Raw genomic sequence first — 18,321 nt, 5'->3', positions numbered from 1 at the left:
CCGGCGAACCAACCAGATGGGGTGAGCATGTCGTCGGCACAGACCGCCGGACCCGAGACGCTGGGTCACATGAGCGACGAGCCCCCGGGCAAGGACCCGAGCACCAAGAAGGCGAAGTCGATCACCGGCAAGTCGCCGATGCGGATCGCGATGGGTCGCCTGATGCGCGACAAGATCGCGGTCGTCTGCCTGGCCACGGTGCTCTTCTTCGTGCTGATCGCGATCTTCTCGGGCGTGCTGCAGCGGCTCTTCGGTGTCGACACCGAGACCGTGCTGTCCGCGCAGTTCCTCGACCTCGACGGCGTCCCGCGCCCCGAGTACGGCCCGCCCTACGGCGCCTTCACGATGGAGCACCCCTTCGGCATCGCGCCCCGCACCGCGACCGACAACCTGGCCTACTGGCTCGAGGGTGCGCGCAACTCGCTCCAGATCGCCACCCTGGCCACCATCGTGGCCACGGTCGTGGGCATCACGCTCGGCCTGCTGGCCGGCTTCCTGGGCGGCGTCGTCGACAAGGTGATCTCGTTCATCACCGACTTCTTCCTCACCCTGCCGTTCCTGCTGGCCGCGCTGACCATCGCGCCGATCGTCAGCGAGCGGTTCCGCGACAACCCCAACTACGTGACCATCCAGGTCGCCCAGCTGGTGATGGTGCTGGCCTTCTTCGGCTGGATGGGCCTGGCGCGACTGATCCGCGGCGAGGTGCTCTCGCTGCGCGAGCGCGAGTTCATCCAGGCCGCCCGGGTGCTGGGCATGCCCACCCGCCGGGTGCTGCTGCGCGAGCTGATGCCCAACCTGGCGGCGCCGATCGTGGTCAGCACCTCGCTGATGCTGCCGGCCTTCGTCTCCGCCGAGGCGGGCCTGGCCTTCCTGGGCATCGGCATCACCTCGCGCCCGTCGTGGGGCCAGACGCTGACCCAGGCGACCAGCTTCTTCAACGACTACTCCCTCTACCTGTGGCAGCCGCTCCTCGGCATCGTGGCGCTCGTGCTGGCACTCAACCTCTTGGGCGACGCGGTTCGTGACGCGCTCGACCCGAAGACCCGTCGCTGACGGGGCTCGACGTGGCGCGAATCCTCCTCGCGTCTCGATCCAAGTAACAAGAAAGGCTGGACCATGAGACGGACCAAGCCGCTGGCGGTTGTCGCCGGCGCTGCGCTGTTGACCCTTGCCGCGTGTGGTGGCTCGGGCGACGGTGGCGAGACCAACGCGGGCGAGCGCGAGTTCGACAACGCCGCGGAGACCATCGACAAGGACCCCGAGGCCCAGGGCCCGGCCGAGGACATCGAGGGCGCCACCGCTGGTGGCACCATCACCGTCTTCCTGCCCGGCGACCCCGGCCCGGACGACCTCGACCCCACCAACGGCTGGTCGGTCACCGGCAACTCGATCCAGCAGGCGCTCACCAGCCGCTCGCTGACGCAGTACAAGCGTGACCCCGAGTCGACCACCGGCGAGATGATCCTGGTCCCCGACCTGGCCGTCGACCTCGGTCAGCCCAACGAGGACTTCACCGAGTGGACCTTCGAGATCCGCGACGACGCCACCTGGGAGGACGGCTCCCCGATCACCGCGGAGGAGGTCGCCTGGGGCATCACCCGGTCGATGGACTCCGAGCAGTTCCCGTCGGGTCCCGGCACCGAGTACTCGCAGCAGTACTTCCTGGGTGCGGGCGAGTACGAGGGCCCCTACACCAGCAAGAACGCTGACTGGGAGGGTGTCGAGTTCGACAACGACGCCTCGACCGTCACCATCAAGATGGCCAAGACCTTCCCCGACATGGACTACTGGGGCGCCTTCATGGCGATGGGCCCGGCTCCGCTGGGCAAGGAGAGCCAGCCCCCGGCCTACGGTCAGAACATCAAGTCGAACGGCCCCTACAAGGTCGACTCGTTCCGCCCCGGCGACGAGCTGGTGCTGGTCAAGAACGACCAGTGGAACCCCGAGTCCGACCCGGCGCGCCACCAGTACGCCGACAAGTGGGTCTTCAAGTTCAACGCCGACGGCGACCAGACCGACCAGATCATGCTCAGCGACAACACCGAGTCGCAGACCGCGCTGTCCACGCAGCTCGGCTCGAGCAGCTACACCGACGGCTCCGAGGTCCTCGGCGACCGCCTGGTGCAGCAGTCCTCGCAGTGCACCAGCTTCCTGTACCCCGACTACGAGTCGACGGACCTGAACTGGCGCAAGGCCGTCGCCTACGCGATCCCCTACGAGTCGGTCTGGCAGGCCGGCGGCGAGGTGCCGGGCGTGACCCGCGTCCCCGCCAACTCGATCATGCCCCCGGGCATGTCGGGCAAGAGCGACTACTTCGTCGACGGTGAGCAGTTCACCTACGACCCGGAGAAGGCCAAGGAGCTCCTCGCGGAGTCCGACACGCCCGCCGAGATCTCGATGATCTTCTACGAAGCCGACCCGCTGGCCGTTGCCTCGCAGCAGCAGCTGGAGAAGGGCTTCGAGGAGGCCGGCTTCACGGTCAAGGCGACCGGTGTCCAGGAGTCCCCGTACTCCACCTGGACCAACCCGGACGACAAGCTCAACAAGAGCCTGAACCTGCGTGGCGTCAACTGGTGCTCGGACTGGCCCTCGGGCCTGACCATGGTCCCGCCGCTGACCCGCACGGGCGCGACCTACAACACCGGTTTCTTCTCCGAGCAGTCGATGGACGACCGCATGGACGAGATCCCGACCCTGCCCCTCGAGGAGCAGGCCGAGGCCTGGGGCGAGCTCGACGAGACCATGTCGACCGAGTTCTTCCCGATCATCCCCACCGCGTTCCGCAACGACCTCTACGCGTTCGGTTCCAAGATCGGCAACCCCACCGGTGACGGCTCGATCGGTGCCCCGAACTACAAGGACCTCTACGTGATGCAGTGATCGACCCCGTCGATCAGCACCACGTGAGCCCTTCGGTTCACCGCACCACCAGCTAGTGCACGATCAATAGCACGACAGCGGCGGGGACCCCCGAGAACCGGGGGTCCCCGTCGCCCCGCACGACCTCCCCACGGAAGAGAGATCCTCGATGTTCGCCTATGTCGTCAAACGGCTCCTGGCCGGCGTGCTGGTGCTGTTCCTGGTGTCCATGTCGATCTTCCTGCTCTTCTGGTACGGGCCCAACGAGCCCGCCCGGGTCATGTGCGACACCAAGACCTCCAACCGCTGCAACGCCGAGCGCCTCGACCGCTTCACCGAGGAGCTGGGCTACAACAACGCCTGGTACGCCGAGTACGGCGAGTACGTCAAGGGTGTCTTCGTCGGGCGCGACATCACCGTCGCCGCCCAGACCACCCGCTGCGACGCCCCCTGCTTCGGGCTGTCCTACAAGAACGGCCAGCCGGTCTGGGAGGACATGAAGTCCCGCCTGCCGGCCACCTTCTCCGTCGCCGTCGGCGGCGCGACCCTCTACCTGCTGCTCGGCGTACCCATCGGGGTGGCGGCCGCGCGAAGACGCGGCACCGTGCAGGACAAGGCCCTGGTCTCCAGCTTCCTGTTCCTCAGCTCGGTGCCCTACTACCTGTTCGCCCTGCTGACCTGGCTGTACTTCTCACTGAAGTGGGAGGTACCCCTCATCGGCAACACCGGCTACGTGCCACTGACCGAGTCACCCACGGCCTGGTTCGGTGGTCTCGCGCTGGCGTGGATCTGCCTGGGCATCTTCGGCTGCACCCAGTACACCCGCTACGCCCGCGGCGCGATGGTCGAGGCGCTGAGCGAGGACTACATCCGCACCGCCAAGGCCAAGGGCCTGCCGACCCGCACGGTCGTCTACAAGCACGGCCTGCGTGCCGCGCTGGTGCCGATCGTGACCATCTTCGGCATCGACTTCGGCACCCTGCTGGCCGGCACCATCTTCACCGAGCGCATCTTCGACATCGAAGGCATCGGCCTGTGGAGCCTGCGCGCCGTCGGGCAGCGCGACCTGCCGATCGTCTCGGCCACCGCGCTGTTCAGCGCCGTGATCCTGATCCTGGCCAACCTGATCGTCGACCTCGTCTACTCCATCCTCGACCCGAGAGTGAGGCTCTCGTGAGCGCCACCGATCCGTTCCTCGTCGTGGAGGACCTCACGGTCCGGTTCCCGACCGAGGACGGCCTCGTCACCGCCGTGCAGGACCTGAGCTACTCGGTCGAGAAGGGCAAGACCCTCGGCATCGTGGGTGAGTCGGGCTCGGGTAAGTCGGTCTCCTCGATGGCCGTCCTGGGCCTGCACGACGCCCGCACCGCCCGCATCACCGGCTCGATCCGGGTCGACGGCCAGGAGGTCGTGGGCCTGAACGAGTCCGGTCTGCGCAAGCTGCGCGGTCGCCAGGTCGCGATGATCTTCCAGGACGCCCTGGCCGCGCTGCACCCTTTCTACAAGATCGGCGGCCAGCTCGCCGAGGCCTACCTGGTGCACCACCCCAAGGCCACCAAGCGCGAGGCGCGCCGCAAGGCCATCGAGATGCTCGACCGCGTCGGCATCCCGCAGCCCGACCGCCGCGTCGACGACTTCCCGCACCAGTTCTCGGGCGGCATGCGCCAGCGCGCCATGATCGCCATGGGCCTGATCAACGACCCGTCGCTGCTGATCGCCGACGAGCCGACCACCGCGCTCGACGTGACGGTGCAGGCGCAGATCCTCGACCTGCTGCAGGACCTGCAGAGCGAGTTCGACTCCGCGGTCATCATCATCACCCACGACCTCGGCGTCATCGCCGAGATGGCCGACGACGTGCTGGTCATGTACGCCGGTCGCGGCGTGGAGTACGGCACCGGCAAGGAGATCCTGACCCGGCCGCAGATGCCCTACACCTGGGGCCTGCTCTCCTCGGTGCCCGACGTCACCGGCGACACCGACTCCAAGCTGATCCCGATCCCCGGCAACCCGCCGAGCCTGCTGAACCCGCCGACCGGGTGCGCCTTCCACCCCCGGTGCGTGCACTCCGACAAGGTCGAGGGCGACCTGTGCGCCACGACGATGCCGGCCTTCGAGCAGGGTGGCTCGAACCCCCGACACCTCAAGCGCTGCCACCTGCGCGACCCCGAGGCGATCTACGAGCGCGAGGTCCTGCCCGTCATCGCCCCCGAGCTGCTCGAGGAGAGCTGATGTCGAACATCAACCTGGACACCGACCCCGAGCGCAACCCCGAGAACCCGGAGGCCAAGCACGCCCCCGAGCTGGCCAAGCCCGACGACGTCTCGCACCTGAGCTTCGCCGAGATCGCCGCGCAGGGCCACGGCGCCACCAAGCTCGACCCCGACGCCCCCGCGGTGCTCTCGGTCGACGACCTCAAGATGTACTTCCCGGTGAAGTCCTCGGGCGTCGTGCGCCGCACCATCGGGCACGTGCAGGCCGTCGACGGCATCAGCTTCGAGGTGCCCAAGGGCGGCTCGCTGGGCCTGGTGGGGGAGTCGGGTTGCGGCAAGTCGACCACCGGTCGGCTGATCACGCGCCTCTACGAGCCCACCGGCGGCGCGATGTACTTCGGCGAGGACCGCACCGACCTGGCGAAGCTGTCGAACCGGGCCATGAAGCCGCTGCGCCGCGACGTGCAGATGATCTTCCAGGACCCCTACACCTCGCTGAACCCGCGCCACACCGTCGGCGCGATCGTCGGTGCGCCGCTCTCGGTGCACAACGTGGTGCCGAAGAACAAGATCAAGGACCGGGTCAAGGAGCTGCTCGAGGTCGTCGGCCTCAACCCCGAGCACTACAACCGCTACCCCAACGAGTTCTCCGGCGGTCAGCGCCAGCGCATCGGCATCGCCCGGGCGCTGACCCTGAACCCCAAGCTGCTGGTGGCCGACGAGCCGGTCTCGGCGCTCGACGTGTCGATCCAGGCGCAGGTGATCAACCTGCTCCAGGAGCTGCAGGCCGAGATGGGCATCGCGTTCCTCTTCATCGCCCACGACCTCGCGATCGTGCGGCACTTCTGCCCCGAGGTCGCGGTGATGTACCTGGGCAAGATCGTGGAGATCGCCGACCGCGAGACCATCTACGGCTCGGCGCACCACCCCTACACCCAGGCGCTGCTCTCGGCCGTGCCCGACGTCAAGCAGGCCGCGGTCGGCGGGCGTCGTGAGCGGATCCGGCTCGAGGGCGACGTGCCCAGCCCGATCAACCCGCCCTCGGGCTGCCGCTTCCGCACCCGCTGCCACCTGGCCCAGGACATCTGCGCCAAGGTCGAGCCGCCGCTGCTGCAGATCGGTCCGCGCCACAAGGTGGCCTGCCACTTCGCCGGTGAGCTGGGCGACGCCCCGCGCACCCCGGTCACCTCGGGCCTGCTGGGCGTCGACGGGCAGGGCAGCCCCGACCCCTCGGTGACCCCCGAGGAGCTCGCCACCGGCCCGGGCTACGAGAAGCGCTGGTTCGATGTGAAGTCCAGGCAGATGGTCTCGGCCTGAGCACCGGCTCCTAGGCTGTCGGGGTGGACGCACTGTTCGACGCCCCGACAGCCGGCTCTGGCGGCCCCGGCCGCTCCGGCGGCGGCTCCCTGGCCGCGACCTCGCACGCCTCGGCGCCGCTGGCGGTGCGGATGCGTCCGCGCACCCTCGACGAGCTGGTCGGGCAGTCGCAGCTGCGCGAGCCCGGCTCGCCGCTGCACCAGCTGATCGAGGACCAGCGCTCGTTGTCGCTGCTGCTGTGGGGCCCGCCCGGCACCGGCAAGACCACGATCGCCTCGATCCTGAGCCAGCAGACCGACCGGCGCTTCGTCGAGGTCTCCGCGGTCTCGGCAGGGGTCAAGGAGGTGCGCGCCGCCATCGACAGCGCGCGGGCCGAGCTGGTGGCCACCGGCCACGAGACGGTGCTCTTCGTCGACGAGGTGCACCGCTTCAGCAAGGCCCAGCAGGACGCCCTGCTGCCCGGGGTCGAGAACCGCTGGGTCACGCTGGTGGCGGCCACCACCGAGAACCCCTTCTTCTCGGTCATCTCGCCGCTGCTCTCGCGCAGCCTGCTGCTGCGCCTGGAGTCGCTCAGCGACGCCGACGTGCGCGCCGTCATCGACCAGGCTCTGGTCGACGAGCGGGGGCTGGCGGGGGAGTACACCCTGGCCGAGGACGCCGCCGAGCACCTGGTGCGGCTCGCGGGCGGCGACGCCCGCCGCAGCCTGACCTACCTCGAGGCGGCCGCCGGGGCCGCCCGCGCCCGCGACGCGACCGAGGTGGACCTGGCCACCGCCGAGACCGCCGTCGACCGGGCCGCGGTGCGCTACGACCGCCAGGGCGACCAGCACTACGACGTCACCAGCGCCTTCATCAAGTCGGTGCGCGGCTCCGACGCCGACGCCGCCATGCACTACCTGACCCGGATGATGGAGGCCGGCGAGGACCCGCGCTTCATCGCCCGGCGCCTGGTGGTGCTGGCCAGCGAGGACATCGGCCTCGCCGACCCCACCGCGCTGACCACGGCGGTGGCGGCCGCGCAGGCCGTGCAGCTGATCGGGATGCCGGAGGCGAAGTTCAACCTCGCGCACGCCACCATCGCGCTGGCCGTGGCCCCCAAGTCCAACGCCGTCACCACGGCGCTGGCCGAGGCGTCGGGCGACGTGCGCGCCGGCAAGGTCGGCCCGGTGCCGGCCCACCTGCGCGACGCGCACTACGCCGGCGCCAAGGACCTCGGCCACGGCAGGAGCTACACCTACAGCCACGACGAGCCCTACGGCGTCGCCGAGCAGCAGTACGCGCCCGACGTCGTCGCGGACGCCACCTACTACCGCCCCAAGGAGATCGGCGCGGAGGCCGCGATCAAGGAGCGGTGGGAGCGAGTTCGTCGCATCATCCGCGGACGGTAGGGTCGGGCCCCATGACCGAGCAGTGGAGCGTGCCCGCCTGGGCGCTCGTCGCGACCACCGTCGCCGTGCTCCTGCTGGGCGCGCTGGCCGCGACCGCGCTCGTGGCCGTGGGCCGCGCCCGGCGCCGCGCCGCCGCCGAGATCGATGCCGTGCGCGCCAGCGCCGAGGAGCTGCTGGGCCGTGTCGAGGAGGTCGAGCAGCGTCTCGCGCGCCAGCACCGGCGCGAGGAGCTCGACGCCCACGAGTACGTCATCACCCACGTCGGCGAGCACGACGACACCGCGGTCGACGAGCCGGACGCCCCCACGGTGCCCGCCCCGCTCTTCGCCGACCTGGTGCTGCGCGAGAGCGCCGTGCAGGCCGCCTCGCTGGCCCACGGCCTGCGCCGGGCGCTGGCGCCCGAGACCCGCCACCGCATCCGCTTCGAGATGCGCCGCGAGGTCAAGCGGGCCCGCAAGCAGCGCCGCGCCGACCTGCGCGCGGCGCGCCGCGACTGGGCGGCCCGTGGCCGCGCCGACCAGGCGGAGCCGGCCGCATGAGCCGCGGGCTCTGGTTCGTGGCCGGAGCCGGCGCCGGGGTCTACGCGATGGTGCGTGGTCGCCGTGCCGCCGAGGCCCTGAGCGCCGACGGCCTGCGCGACCGTGCCGGGGCCCTGGCCCTGGGCGCCCGGATGTTCCGCGACGAGGTCGCGCAGGGGCGCGCCGAGGCCGAGGACCAGCTGCGCCAGCGGCTCGCGGCCGCGCGGCCACGCGAGATCGACAGTCCCCACCCCACCGAACGCACGACAGAACAGGAAGGCACCAGCTGATGGAGACCGCGGAGATCCGGCGCAGGTTCGTGGCGCACTTCGAGCGTCACGGTCACACGGTGGTCCCGTCGGCCTCGCTGCTGCTCGACGACCCCAACCTGCTGTTCGTCAACGCCGGCATGGTGCCGTTCAAGCCCTACTTCCTGGGCCAGGAGACCCCGCAGTGGGACCGCGCCACCAGCGTGCAGAAGTGCGTGCGCACCCTCGACATCGAGGAGGTCGGCAAGACCACGCGCCACGGCACCTTCTTCCAGATGTGCGGCAACTTCTCCTTCGGCGACTACTTCAAGGAGGGGGCGATCCGCTTCGCCTGGAGCCTGGTCACCGGCTCGGTGGAGGACGGCGGCTTCGGCTTCGACCCCGAGAAGATCTGGGTCACCGTGCTGCCCAGCGACGACGAGGCCAAGCAGCTGTGGCACGAGGTGGCGGGCCTGCCCTTCGAGCGCATCCAGGAGCGCGGCCTCGAGGACAACTACTGGAACATGGGCGTGCCGGGCCCCGGCGGCCCCTGCTCGGAGATCTACGTCGACCGCGGGCCCGAGTACGGCCCCGACGGCGGCCCCAACGCCGACGAGGACCGGTTCCTGGAGATCTGGAACCTCGTCTTCATGCAGGAGTCGCTGAGCCAGGTGCGCTCGAAGGCCGACTTCGACGTCGAGGGCCCGCTGCCGGCCAAGAACATCGACACCGGCATGGGCCTGGAGCGGGTGGCCTACCTGCTGCAGGGCAAGGAGAACCTCTACGAGATCGACGAGGTCTTCCCGGTCATCGAGCGCGCCGCCGAGCTGAGCGGCAAGAAGTACGGCGCCGACCCGGCCGACGACGTGCGCTTCCGGGTCGTGGCCGACCACGTGCGCAGCGCGCTGATGCTCATCAGCGACGGCGTCACGCCCGGCAACGAGGCCCGGGGCTACGTGCTGCGCCGGCTGCTGCGCCGCGCGATCCGCTCGATGCGCCTGCTCGGCTACGACGGCCCGGCGCTGCCCGAGCTGCTGCCGGTCAGCCGTGACCGGATGAAGCTGTCCTACCCCGAGGTCGAGACCGGCTTCGACCGGATCAGCCGGGTCGCCTACGCCGAGGAGGAGGCGTTCGCCAAGACGCTGCTCGCCGGCACCCAGCTCTTCGACCGCGCCGCCAAGGAGGTGCGCAGCACCGGGCAGGGCCGCCTCTCCGGCGCCCAGGCCTTCACGCTGCACGACACCTACGGCTTCCCCATCGACCTGACCCTCGAGATGGCCTCCGAGGCCGGCCTCGGCGTCGACGAGGAGGGCTTCCGCGGGCTGATGGCCGAGCAGCGCGAGCGCGCCAAGGCCGACGCGAAGGCCAAGAAGGGCCAGCACGCCGACACCGGCGTCTACCGCGGCATCCTCGACGCCCACGGCCCGACCGACTGGCTGGCCTACGAGACCCTCGAGACCGAGTCGCGCGTCCTCGCGGTGCTCTCCGGCGGCACCGGGGTGCCGGCGCTGGGCGCCGGCCAGGTCGGCGAGGTCGTCCTCGACCGGACCCCGTTCTACGCCGAGTCGGGCGGCCAGGCCGCCGACGCCGGTGTGCTGGTCGCCGACGGCGCGCGCCTGGAGGTGCTCGACGTCCAGCGCCCCGTGCGCGGGCTGGTCGTGCACCAGGTGCGCGTGCTCGAGGGCGAGCTGGTGACCGACGCCGTGCTGCACGCCCAGGTCGACCCCGAGTGGCGCACCGGCGCCCGCCAGGCGCACTCGGGCACCCACGTGGTGCACGCCGCGCTGCGCGAGGTGCTCGGCCCCTCGGCGCTGCAGTCGGGCTCCTACAACCGGCCCGGCTACCTGCGCCTGGACTTCGGCTGGACCAGCGCGCTGAGCCCCGAGCAGGTGCGCGACATCGAGCAGGTCTCCAACCAGGCGCTGCGCGCCGACCTGCCCGTGGGCTGGCAGTACATGACGCTGGACGAGGCCAAGGACTGGGGCGCGATCGCGCTCTTCGGCGAGACCTACGACGACTCCAAGGTGCGCGTCGTCGAGATCGGCGGCCCCTGGTCGCGCGAGCTGTGCGGCGGCACCCACGTCGAGCACTCCTCGCAGATCGGCACCGTCGTGGTGACCGGCGAGTCGTCGGTGGGCTCGGGCAACCGGCGCATCGAGGCCTTCACCGGCGTCGAGGGCTTCTCCTACCTGGCCCGCGAGCGCGACGTCGTGGCCCAGCTGACCGGGCTGCTCAAGACCCAGCCCGACGACCTGGTGCCCCGGGTCGCCGACCTGGTCGAGCGCCTGCGCGCGGCCGAGAAGGAGGCCGAGAAGGCACGGCTGGCCCAGCTGCTCTCCGGCGGCGCCGCGCTGGCCGCGGGCGCCCAGGACGTCGCGGGCGTGGCCGTGGTCGCGCACCGGGTCGACGGTGCCGGCGGCGGCGACGTGCGCACCCTGGCCACCGACGTGCGCGGCCGGCTGCCGCAGGGCCGCCCCGGCGTCGTGGTCGTCGTCGGCGCGCTCGACGGCAAGGTCTCGGTGGTCGCGGCGACCAACGAGGAGGCCCGCGCCCGCGGGCTCAGCGCCAACGACCTCGTCCGGGCCGTCGGCCCGTTCGTGGGCGGCAAGGGCGGCGGCAAGGCCGACGTGGCGCAGGGCGGCGGCACCGACACCTCGCGCCTCGACGAGGCGCTGGCCGCCGTCGGCACCGAGGTCGCCCGCGCGGTGGGGGCCTGAGCGGGTGCGTCACGGCGTACGGCTGGGCCTCGACCCGGGTGATGCCCGGATCGGGGTCGCGCGCAGCGACCCCACGGGCTTCCTGGCCACGCCGCTGGAGACCGTGCGCCGCGGCGGGGGAGACCTCAAGCGGCTGCAGGCGATCGTGGGTGAGATCGCCGAGGACTCCGAGGTGCTCGAGGTGGTCGTCGGCCTGCCCCGATCGCTGAAGGGCGGCGAGGGCCCGGCAGCGGCCAAGGTGCGCGACTTCGCGGCCTCGCTGGCCCGCCGGCTCGACCCCGTGCCGGTGCGCCTGGTCGACGAGCGGCTCACCACCGTGTCGGCCGAGGCTATGCTGCGCGACCGAGGACGCAAGGGCAGCAACCGGCGTGCGGTGGTGGACATGGCCGCGGCCGTGGTGATCCTCCAGCACGCACTGGACACCGAACGCGCCACGGGCACCGCTCCGGGCGAGATCGTCGAGGAGCAGAGATGAGCGAGCAGCACCCCACGGAGGAGTCGGTCCTGCCGGCCGAACCGGAGTACGTGCCCGGTGGCTCGCGCCGTCGCAAGCGCAGCCGGCTGCCCGGCTGCCTGGCGGTGCTGGTCGCGCTCGCCCTCATCGGCGGCGGCGTCTGGTTCGCCGGCAGCAAGGTCACCGACTTCGTCTCCGACCGCTTCTCCTCCGCCCCCGACTACGACGGCCCCGGCCGCGGCCGGGCGCTCGTCGAGGTCAGCAGCGGCGACTCCGCCACCGACATCTGCCGGGGGCTGAAGGAGCAGGACGTCGTCGCCTCCGTCGACTCCTGCATCGCCGCCGCCCAGGCCAACAGCGAGTCGGCCGGCATCCAGGTCGGCTTCTACGAGCTGCAGAAGGAGATGGCCTCCGCCGACGCCATCGACGTGCTCGTCGACCCGGCCAACCTGCTGACCAGCTCGGTGACGGTGCCCGAGGGCCTCAACGTCGACCAGGTCGTCGAGGTGCTCGCGAAGGGCACCGACTTCGGCGCCGGCCGCTTCCGCAACGTGCTGGAGCAGCCCGAGAAGATCGGGCTGCCCGACTACGCCGACGGCAACCCCGAGGGCTACCTGTTCCCCTCCACCTACGCCTTCGGGCCCAAGGACAAGCCCGCCGACATGATCTCGGCGATGGTCGACCGCTGGGAGCAGGCCGCCGAGGAGGCGGGTCTCGAGGCGGCAGCCGACGAGCTGGGCTACACCCCGCACGAGCTGATGACGGTGGCCAGCCTGGTCGAGGCCGAGGGCCGGGGCGACGACATGCCCAAGGTCGCGCGGGTGATCTACAACCGGCTCGAGAACCCCGAGAACGGGGTGACCAACGGGCTGCTGCAGATCGACGCGGCCGTCAACTACGCCCTGGACAAGTCGCCCATCGCCCGGCTCACGCTCGACGAGATCGACTCGGTCGCCGACTCGCCGTACAACACCTACACCCAGCAGGGGCTCCCGCCGGGTCCGATCGAGGCGCCCGGGGACGCTGCCATCGCGGCGGCGGCCAACCCCGACGAGGGGCCCTGGCTGTTCTACGTCACGGTCAACCTCGAGACCGGCGAGACCAAGTTCACCGAGTCCTACGACGAGTTCCTCGGCTTCCGCCGCGAGCTCGACGAGTACTGCGCCACCCAGTCGGACCGCTGCTGAGCACGGTGGTGGCTCCTGTGCGCTGCGCCGTGCTCGGCGACCCCGTCGACCACTCGCTGTCCCCGGTGCTGCACCGCGCGGCGTACGACGCGCTGGGCCTGGCGGGCTGGACCTACGAGGCGGTGCGGGTGCCCGGCGGCACCCTCGCCGAGCTGCTGCGCGGCCTGGACTCCTCGTGGCGCGGGCTGTCGCTGACCATGCCCCTCAAGCGCGAGCTGCTCGGCCTGGCCGGCGAGGTCACCGCGCGGGCCCGGCTGGCCGGGGCCGCCAACACGCTGGTGCTCGGCCCCGACGTCGCCCCCGGCGGCCTGGCCGACAACACCGACCTGCCCGGCGCCGCGGCCGCGGTGCGGGAGCGCTGGTCGGGCGGCGTCGACGACGTGGTCGTGCTCGGCGGCGGCGCCACCGCCGCCTCCACGGCGCTGGCCCTGGTCGACGAGGGCGCCACCCGGGTGCGGGTGCTGGCCCGCTCACCCCAGCGCGCCGCCGAGACCGTCGACGCCGTGCGGGCGCACCCGTCGGCGCCGCAGGTCGAGGCGCTGGCGCTGCCGACCCTCCCGGTGCGGGCCGACGTCGTGGTCTCCACGGTGCCGGTCGCGGCCCAGACCCCCGAGCTCGTCGCCCTGCTCGAGGCGCCCGTGCTCTTCGAGGTGCTCTACGACCCCTGGCCCACCCCGCTGGCCCGCGCCGCCGCCGAGCGCGGGGGCGTGCTCGTCGGCGGCCTCGACCTGCTGGTCCACCAGGCGGCGCTCCAGGTCGCGCTCTTCACCGGGCAGGACGCACCGCTGGAGGTGATGCGCGCGGCCGGCGAGCGCGCGCTGGTCGCGCGGGCACGGGGCTGACGTGGAGCCGCTGGTCGCGCTCCTCGCGGTCGCCGTGGCCGCGGCCGGCGGTGCGCTGGGGCCGGCCGTGCTGCGCCGGCTGCCCGACCCGCCGCCCGACGACCACCCGGCCGACGAGCCCGCGCCGCCGGCGTACGCCGCCCTCGCCGACGCGCCCCGCCTGGGTGCCGGGCTGGCGGGGGTCTCGGCCGCGGTCGTGGCGCTGGCCGCGCTGGTGCTGGGCACCGGCTGGGTGCTGGCCTACGTCGTCCTGGCCACCCCGGTGTGCGTGCTCCTGGCCCACGTCGACTCCCGCACCCGGCTGCTGCCCAAGCGGGTCGTGCTGCCGGCCACCGGGGCGCTGGTGCTGCTGGCGATGGGGGAGTGGGCGGTCACGGGCGAGGCCGGCGAGGTGCTGCGCGCCGGGGTCGCGATGGTCGCGCTGCGCTCCTTCTACTGGTTCCTGTGGTTCGTGAACTCCGCCGGGATGGGCTTCGGCGACGTGCGCCTGGCCGCCCTGCTGGGCCTGGTGCTGGGGCGCGCCGGGGTCGCCGAGGTGCTCGTCGGTGCCTACGCGGCGTTCCTGGTGCTGGCGCTGCCGGCGCTGGTGGTGGCGCTCGTGCGCCGCGACCGGTCGCGGCTGCGCCAGGCCAAGCCGTTCGGCCCGGCCATGATCGTGGGTGCACTGGTTGGACTGCTGGCAGGACCCGTCCTGCTGCCGTGAAAGACTGGGGCCATGCTGCGTTGGCTCACCGCGGGCGAGTCCCACGGCCCCTCTCTTGTCGCGATCCTGGAAGGGCTCCCCGCCCACGTCCAGGTCACCTCCGACGACGTCGCCGAGTCCCTGGCCCGGCGCCGCCTCGGCTACGGGCGCGGGGCCCGGATGAAGTTCGAGCAGGACGAGGTCACCTTCACCGGCGGCGTGCGCCACGGGCGCACCCAGGGCGGACCGGTCGCGATCATCGTCGGCAACACCGAGTGGCCCAAGTGGGAGAAGGTGATGTCGGCCGACCCGGTCGACCAGGACGAGCTCGACGCGCTGGCCCGCAACGCGGCCCTCACCCGCCCCCGTCCCGGCCACGCCGACCTGGCCGGCATGCAGAAGTACGACTTCGAGGAGGCCCGCCCGGTCCTCGAGCGCGCCTCGGCCCGCGAGACCGCCGCCCGCGTCGCCCTGGGCCGCGTGGCCACCAACTTCCTCGAGCAGGCCTGCGGCGCCGGCGTGGTCTCCCACGTCGTCGAGCTCGGCGGCGTGCGCGCCCCCGACGGCTCGTGGCCGGCTGACGCCTCGGCGGCCACCGTCAAGGCGCTGGACGACGACCCGGTGCGCTGCCTGGACCCCGGCACCTCCCAGGCCATGGTCGAGCGCATCGACGCCGCCCACAAGGACGGCGACACCCTCGGCGGCGTCGTCGAGGTCGTCGTCCACGGCCTGCCGCCGGGCCTCGGGTCGCACGTGCACTGGGACCGCCGCCTCGACTCGCGGCTGGCCGGCGCCCTGATGGGCATCCAGGCCATCAAGGGCGTCGAGGTCGGCGACGGGTTCGCGCTCGCCGCGACCCCGGGCTCGCTCGCCCACGACGAGATCGTCCCCGGCCCCGACGGCATCCGGCGCACCAGCGGACGCGCCGGCGGCACCGAGGGCGGGATGACCACCGGCGAGGCCCTGCGCGTGCGCGCGGCGATGAAGCCGATCGCGACCGTGCCACGGGCGCTGCGCACCGTCGACGTCGCCACCGGCGAGGAGGCCGTGGCCCACCACCAGCGCTCCGACGTGTGCGCCGTGCCGGCCGCCGGCATCGTCGCCGAGGCCATGGTCGCGCTCGTCGTGGCCGACGCGCTGCTGGAGAAGTTCGGCGGCGACTCGGTCGCCGAGACCCGCCGCAACGTCGAGGGCTACCTGCAGGCGCTGAGGTACCGGTGAGCGCTCCCCGGGTGGTCCTAGTGGGCCCGATGGGCGCCGGCAAGACCACCGTGGCGACCCTGCTGGCCGGTCGCTGGGGCGTCGCGGTGCGCGACACCGACCACGACGTCGAGGCCACCGCCGGGCGCGAGATCTCCGAGATCTTCGTCGACGACGGCGAGGCGGCCTTCCGCGAGCTCGAGCGGGCCGCGGTCGCGACCGCGCTGGCCGAGCACGACGGCGTGCTCGCCCTGGGCGGGGGAGCGGTGCTCGACCCCGCCACCCGTGAGCTGCTGGCCGGGCACACCGTGGTCTTCCTGAGCGTCGGGCTCAGCGACGCCGTCAAGCGCGTCGGGCTCGGCGTCGGCCGCCCGCTGCTGCTCGGCAACGTGCGGGCGCGCATCAAGGCGCTGCTCGACGAGCGCACCCCGGTCTACGAGCAGGTCGCCACCCACACGGTCAGCACCGACGCCCGCAGCCCCGAGGACGTCGCCGACGAGATCGACGCCCTGCTCGAGGCGGCGCAGCGATGAGCACGCCGGCCCCGCCGACCACCCTGCACGTCGGCGGCGCGTCGCCGTACGACGTCGTGGTCGGCCACGGCGTCGCCGACCGGCTGCTCGGCCTGCTGGGGAAGGCCCCGCGCCGCGTCGCGGTGGTGCTCACGCCGAGCCTGCGCGAGCTGGCCGGGCCCGTCCTCGAGGCGCTGCGCAGCGCCTACGACGTCACCGAGCTGGTGGTCCCCGACGGCGAGGCCGCCAAGACCGCCGAGACCGCCGCCGGCTGCTGGGAGCAGCTGGGCGCGGCCGGCTTCACCCGCTCCGACGCCGTGGTCACCTTCGGTGGCGGCGCCACCACCGACCTCGGCGGCTTCGTGGCCGCCACCTGGCTGCGCGGGGTGCGGGTCGTGCACGTGCCGACCACGCTGCTGGCGATGGTCGACGCGGCGGTGGGCGGCAAGACCGGCGTCAACACCGCCGCCGGCAAGAACCTGGTCGGCTCCTTCCACGAGCCGGCCGGCGTGCTCTGCGACCTGTCGCTGCTCGAGACGCTGCCGCGCGTCGACCTGGTGGCCGGCCTCGGCGAGGTCGTCAAGTGCGGCTTCATCGCCGACGAGCGGATCCTCGAGCTCGTGGAGGGCACCCCTCCCGAGGAGCTGCTGGCCCCCGGCTCGCCGGTGCTGCGCGAGCTCGTCGAGCGCTCGGTGCAGGTCAAGGTCGACGTCGTCGTCGCCGACCTGCGCGAGACCGGCGGCGCCGGGGGGCACCCCGGGCGCGAAGCGCTCAACTACGGCCACACCATGGCCCACGCCATCGAGCGGGCCGAGGGCTACACGATGCGCCACGGCGAGGCCGTGGCCATCGGCTGCGTCTTCGTCGCCGAGCTGGCCCGCCGCGCCGGCCGCCTCGACGACGCCACCGCCGACCGGCACCGCAGCGCCTTCGCCCGGGTCGGGCTGCCGGTGGGCTACGCCGGCGCCGACTACGACACGCTGCGCGCGGCGATGGCCGTGGACAAGAAGTCACGCGGCGACCAGCTGCGCTTCGTGGTGCTCGAGGAGGTCGGGCGGCCCGTCGTGCTCGCCGGGCCCGAGGAGTCCCACCTGCGCGGCGCCTACGAGACGATGAGGGGAGCGGTGTCGTGAGGGTGCTCGTGCTCAACGGCCCCAACCTGGGCCGGCTCGGCCGCCGCCAGCCCGAGATCTACGGCACCACGACGTACGCCGAGCTCGCGGAGCGCTGCGTGGCCTGGGGCGCCGAGCGCGGCCTCGAGGTCGAGGTGCGCCAGACCAACCACGAGGGGGTGCTGGTCGACTGGCTCAACACCGCCGCCGACGAGGAGACCCCCGTGGTGCTCAACGCCGCGGCCTGGACCCACTACTCCTACGCCGTGCACGACGCCTGCGCCCAGCTGGTGGCGCCGCTGGTGGAGGTGCACCTCTCCGACCCGCGCACGCGGCCCGAGGAGTTCCGCCACCACTCCGTGGTCACCCCGCACGCCGTCGAGGTCGTCGCCGGGCACGGCGTCGAGGGCTACCGGATGGCCCTCGACGTGCTCGCGACCCGCCCCGGCCCGTAGACTGCCACGCTGTTGATCCGACCCCTCGACGACAAGGCTGACGTACGCGCATGGCATCGACCAACGACCTGAAGAACGGCATGGTTCTCTCCATCGACAACGGGCTGTGGTCCGTCGTGGAGTTCCAGCACGTCAAGCCGGGCAAGGGCCCCGCCTTCGTGCGGACCAAGCTGAAGAACGTCGAGTCCAACAAGACCGTCGACAAGACCTTCAACGCCGGCACCAAGGTCGAGACCGCCACGGTCGACCGCCGCACCATGCAGTACCTCTACAACGACGGCACGTCGTACGTCTTCATGGACATCAGCACCTACGACCAGCTCGAGATCGCGCCGGAGATCGTCGGCGACGCCGCCAACTTCCTGCTCGAGAACAACGAGGCCATCGTGGCCACCAACGAGGGCCGGGTGCTCTTCATCGAGCTGCCGCCCTCGGTCGAGCTGGAGATCACCTTCACCGAGCCCGGCCTCGCCGGCGACTCGGCGACGGGTCGCACCAAGCCCGCCACCCTCGAGACCGGCCACGAGATCCAGGTCCCGCTGTTCATCAACCAGAACGAGAAGGTCAAGGTCGACACCCGCGACTCCTCGTACCTGGGCCGCGTCAAGTCGTGACCG

Annotated in this window: 18 protein-coding genes; all 18 read left to right on the top strand. The window is 72.2% G+C overall.

What is annotated here, in order from left to right; genetic code table 11:
• Positions 1-69: 69 nt before the first annotated feature.
• The 18 genes from OCU29_RS17560 (at position 70) to efp (ending at position 18,318) form a co-directional block, all read left to right on the top strand.
• A complete protein-coding gene (locus tag OCU29_RS17560; RefSeq protein WP_179616359.1) occupies positions 70-1,053 on the top strand; it encodes an ABC transporter permease in 984 nt (327 codons plus the stop codon).
• Between the two features lie 63 nt (positions 1,054-1,116).
• Positions 1,117-2,880: an ABC transporter substrate-binding protein gene (locus tag OCU29_RS17555; protein ID WP_179616360.1), complete on the top strand. Its 1,764-nt coding sequence runs from the start codon at positions 1,117-1,119 to the stop codon at positions 2,878-2,880.
• A gap of 148 nt (positions 2,881-3,028) precedes the next feature.
• Positions 3,029-4,036 (top strand): ABC transporter permease, encoded by a 1,008-nt coding sequence (locus tag OCU29_RS17550; protein ID WP_179616361.1) that lies wholly within the window; start codon positions 3,029-3,031, stop codon positions 4,034-4,036.
• On the top strand, positions 4,033-5,091 hold the full coding sequence (locus OCU29_RS17545; protein ID WP_179616362.1) for an ABC transporter ATP-binding protein: 1,059 nt from the start codon (positions 4,033-4,035) through the stop codon (positions 5,089-5,091). The genes OCU29_RS17550 and OCU29_RS17545 overlap by 4 nt, the downstream gene beginning before the upstream one ends.
• 188 nt (positions 5,092-5,279) lie before the next feature.
• The gene (locus tag OCU29_RS17540) at positions 5,280-6,389 is read left to right on the top strand and encodes an oligopeptide/dipeptide ABC transporter ATP-binding protein (protein ID WP_261820986.1); all 1,110 of its coding nucleotides are present in this window, start codon (positions 5,280-5,282) and stop codon (positions 6,387-6,389) included.
• Between the two features lie 23 nt (positions 6,390-6,412).
• Positions 6,413-7,777, top strand: coding sequence for a replication-associated recombination protein A (locus tag OCU29_RS17535; protein ID WP_370463680.1), 1,365 nt, complete (start codon positions 6,413-6,415; stop codon positions 7,775-7,777).
• An 11-nt stretch (positions 7,778-7,788) separates the two neighbouring features.
• On the top strand, positions 7,789-8,316 hold the full coding sequence (locus OCU29_RS17530) for a hypothetical protein (RefSeq protein ID WP_261820939.1): 528 nt from the start codon (positions 7,789-7,791) through the stop codon (positions 8,314-8,316).
• Positions 8,313-8,585: a DUF6167 family protein gene (locus OCU29_RS17525; RefSeq protein ID WP_179616364.1), complete on the top strand. Its 273-nt coding sequence runs from the start codon at positions 8,313-8,315 to the stop codon at positions 8,583-8,585. The genes OCU29_RS17530 and OCU29_RS17525 overlap by 4 nt, the downstream gene beginning before the upstream one ends.
• Positions 8,585-11,260 carry an alanine--tRNA ligase gene (alaS, locus tag OCU29_RS17520; protein WP_261820938.1) on the top strand — a complete coding sequence of 892 codons (2,676 nt, stop codon included), beginning with the start codon at positions 8,585-8,587 and terminating at the stop codon, positions 11,258-11,260. Before OCU29_RS17525 ends, alaS begins: the two co-directional genes overlap by 1 nt.
• A 4-nt stretch (positions 11,261-11,264) precedes the next feature.
• Positions 11,265-11,735 carry a Holliday junction resolvase RuvX gene (gene ruvX / locus OCU29_RS17515; RefSeq protein WP_179616366.1) on the top strand — a complete coding sequence of 157 codons (471 nt, stop codon included), beginning with the start codon at positions 11,265-11,267 and terminating at the stop codon, positions 11,733-11,735.
• Positions 11,732-12,901, top strand: a complete 1,170-nt coding sequence (gene mltG / locus OCU29_RS17510) for an endolytic transglycosylase MltG (protein ID WP_261820937.1) — start codon at positions 11,732-11,734, stop codon at positions 12,899-12,901. The genes ruvX and mltG overlap by 4 nt, the downstream gene beginning before the upstream one ends.
• An 8-nt stretch (positions 12,902-12,909) precedes the next feature.
• Positions 12,910-13,743 (top strand): shikimate dehydrogenase, encoded by an 834-nt coding sequence (locus tag OCU29_RS17505; protein WP_261820936.1) that lies wholly within the window; start codon positions 12,910-12,912, stop codon positions 13,741-13,743.
• 1 nt (position 13,744) lies between these two features.
• Complete coding sequence (locus OCU29_RS17500; protein WP_261820935.1) at positions 13,745-14,446, top strand: A24 family peptidase; 702 nt, start codon at positions 13,745-13,747, stop codon at positions 14,444-14,446.
• A gap of 12 nt (positions 14,447-14,458) precedes the next feature.
• A complete protein-coding gene (gene aroC / locus OCU29_RS17495; protein WP_218876357.1) occupies positions 14,459-15,646 on the top strand; it encodes a chorismate synthase in 1,188 nt (395 codons plus the stop codon).
• Between the two features lie 29 nt (positions 15,647-15,675).
• Positions 15,676-16,158 (top strand): shikimate kinase, encoded by a 483-nt coding sequence (locus OCU29_RS17490; RefSeq protein WP_179617477.1) that lies wholly within the window; start codon positions 15,676-15,678, stop codon positions 16,156-16,158.
• Positions 16,155-17,270: a 3-dehydroquinate synthase gene (gene aroB, locus OCU29_RS17485; protein ID WP_261820934.1), complete on the top strand. Its 1,116-nt coding sequence runs from the start codon at positions 16,155-16,157 to the stop codon at positions 17,268-17,270. Before OCU29_RS17490 ends, aroB begins: the two co-directional genes overlap by 4 nt.
• Complete coding sequence (locus OCU29_RS17480) at positions 17,267-17,704, top strand: type II 3-dehydroquinate dehydratase (protein WP_179616370.1); 438 nt, start codon at positions 17,267-17,269, stop codon at positions 17,702-17,704. Before aroB ends, OCU29_RS17480 begins: the two co-directional genes overlap by 4 nt.
• A 50-nt stretch (positions 17,705-17,754) precedes the next feature.
• On the top strand, positions 17,755-18,318 hold the full coding sequence (gene efp / locus OCU29_RS17475; protein ID WP_179616371.1) for an elongation factor P: 564 nt from the start codon (positions 17,755-17,757) through the stop codon (positions 18,316-18,318).
• The last annotated feature ends 3 nt before the right edge of the window (positions 18,319-18,321 follow it).

It is taken from the genome of Nocardioides sp. OK12 (genome assembly GCF_024341885.1).
GTDB classification, from domain to species: Bacteria; Actinomycetota; Actinomycetes; order Propionibacteriales; family Nocardioidaceae; genus Nocardioides; species Nocardioides marinisabuli.
This window is presented reverse-complemented; position numbering and strand designations above follow the sequence as displayed.

What these genes read in the sequence shown, in the direction of transcription:
- OCU29_RS17530 (WP_261820939.1), top strand. Translation starts at nt 7,789, where the DNA reads ATGACCGAGCAGTGGAGCGTGCCCGCCTGGGCGCTCGTCGCGACCACC.
- alaS (WP_261820938.1), top strand. Translation starts at nt 8,585, where the DNA reads ATGGAGACCGCGGAGATCCGGCGCAGGTTCGTGGCGCACTTCGAGCGT.
- aroC (WP_218876357.1), top strand. Translation starts at nt 14,459, where the DNA reads ATGCTGCGTTGGCTCACCGCGGGCGAGTCCCACGGCCCCTCTCTTGTC.
- OCU29_RS17525 (WP_179616364.1), top strand. Translation starts at nt 8,313, where the DNA reads ATGAGCCGCGGGCTCTGGTTCGTGGCCGGAGCCGGCGCCGGGGTCTAC.
- aroB (WP_261820934.1), top strand. Translation starts at nt 16,155, where the DNA reads ATGAGCACGCCGGCCCCGCCGACCACCCTGCACGTCGGCGGCGCGTCG.
- efp (WP_179616371.1), top strand. Translation starts at nt 17,755, where the DNA reads ATGGCATCGACCAACGACCTGAAGAACGGCATGGTTCTCTCCATCGAC.
- OCU29_RS17550 (WP_179616361.1), top strand. Translation starts at nt 3,029, where the DNA reads ATGTTCGCCTATGTCGTCAAACGGCTCCTGGCCGGCGTGCTGGTGCTG.
- mltG (WP_261820937.1), top strand. Translation starts at nt 11,732, where the DNA reads ATGAGCGAGCAGCACCCCACGGAGGAGTCGGTCCTGCCGGCCGAACCG.
- OCU29_RS17560 (WP_179616359.1), top strand. Translation starts at nt 70, where the DNA reads ATGAGCGACGAGCCCCCGGGCAAGGACCCGAGCACCAAGAAGGCGAAG.
- OCU29_RS17540 (WP_261820986.1), top strand. Translation starts at nt 5,280, where the DNA reads ATGTACTTCCCGGTGAAGTCCTCGGGCGTCGTGCGCCGCACCATCGGG.
- OCU29_RS17555 (WP_179616360.1), top strand. Translation starts at nt 1,117, where the DNA reads ATGAGACGGACCAAGCCGCTGGCGGTTGTCGCCGGCGCTGCGCTGTTG.
- OCU29_RS17490 (WP_179617477.1), top strand. Translation starts at nt 15,676, where the DNA reads ATGGGCGCCGGCAAGACCACCGTGGCGACCCTGCTGGCCGGTCGCTGG.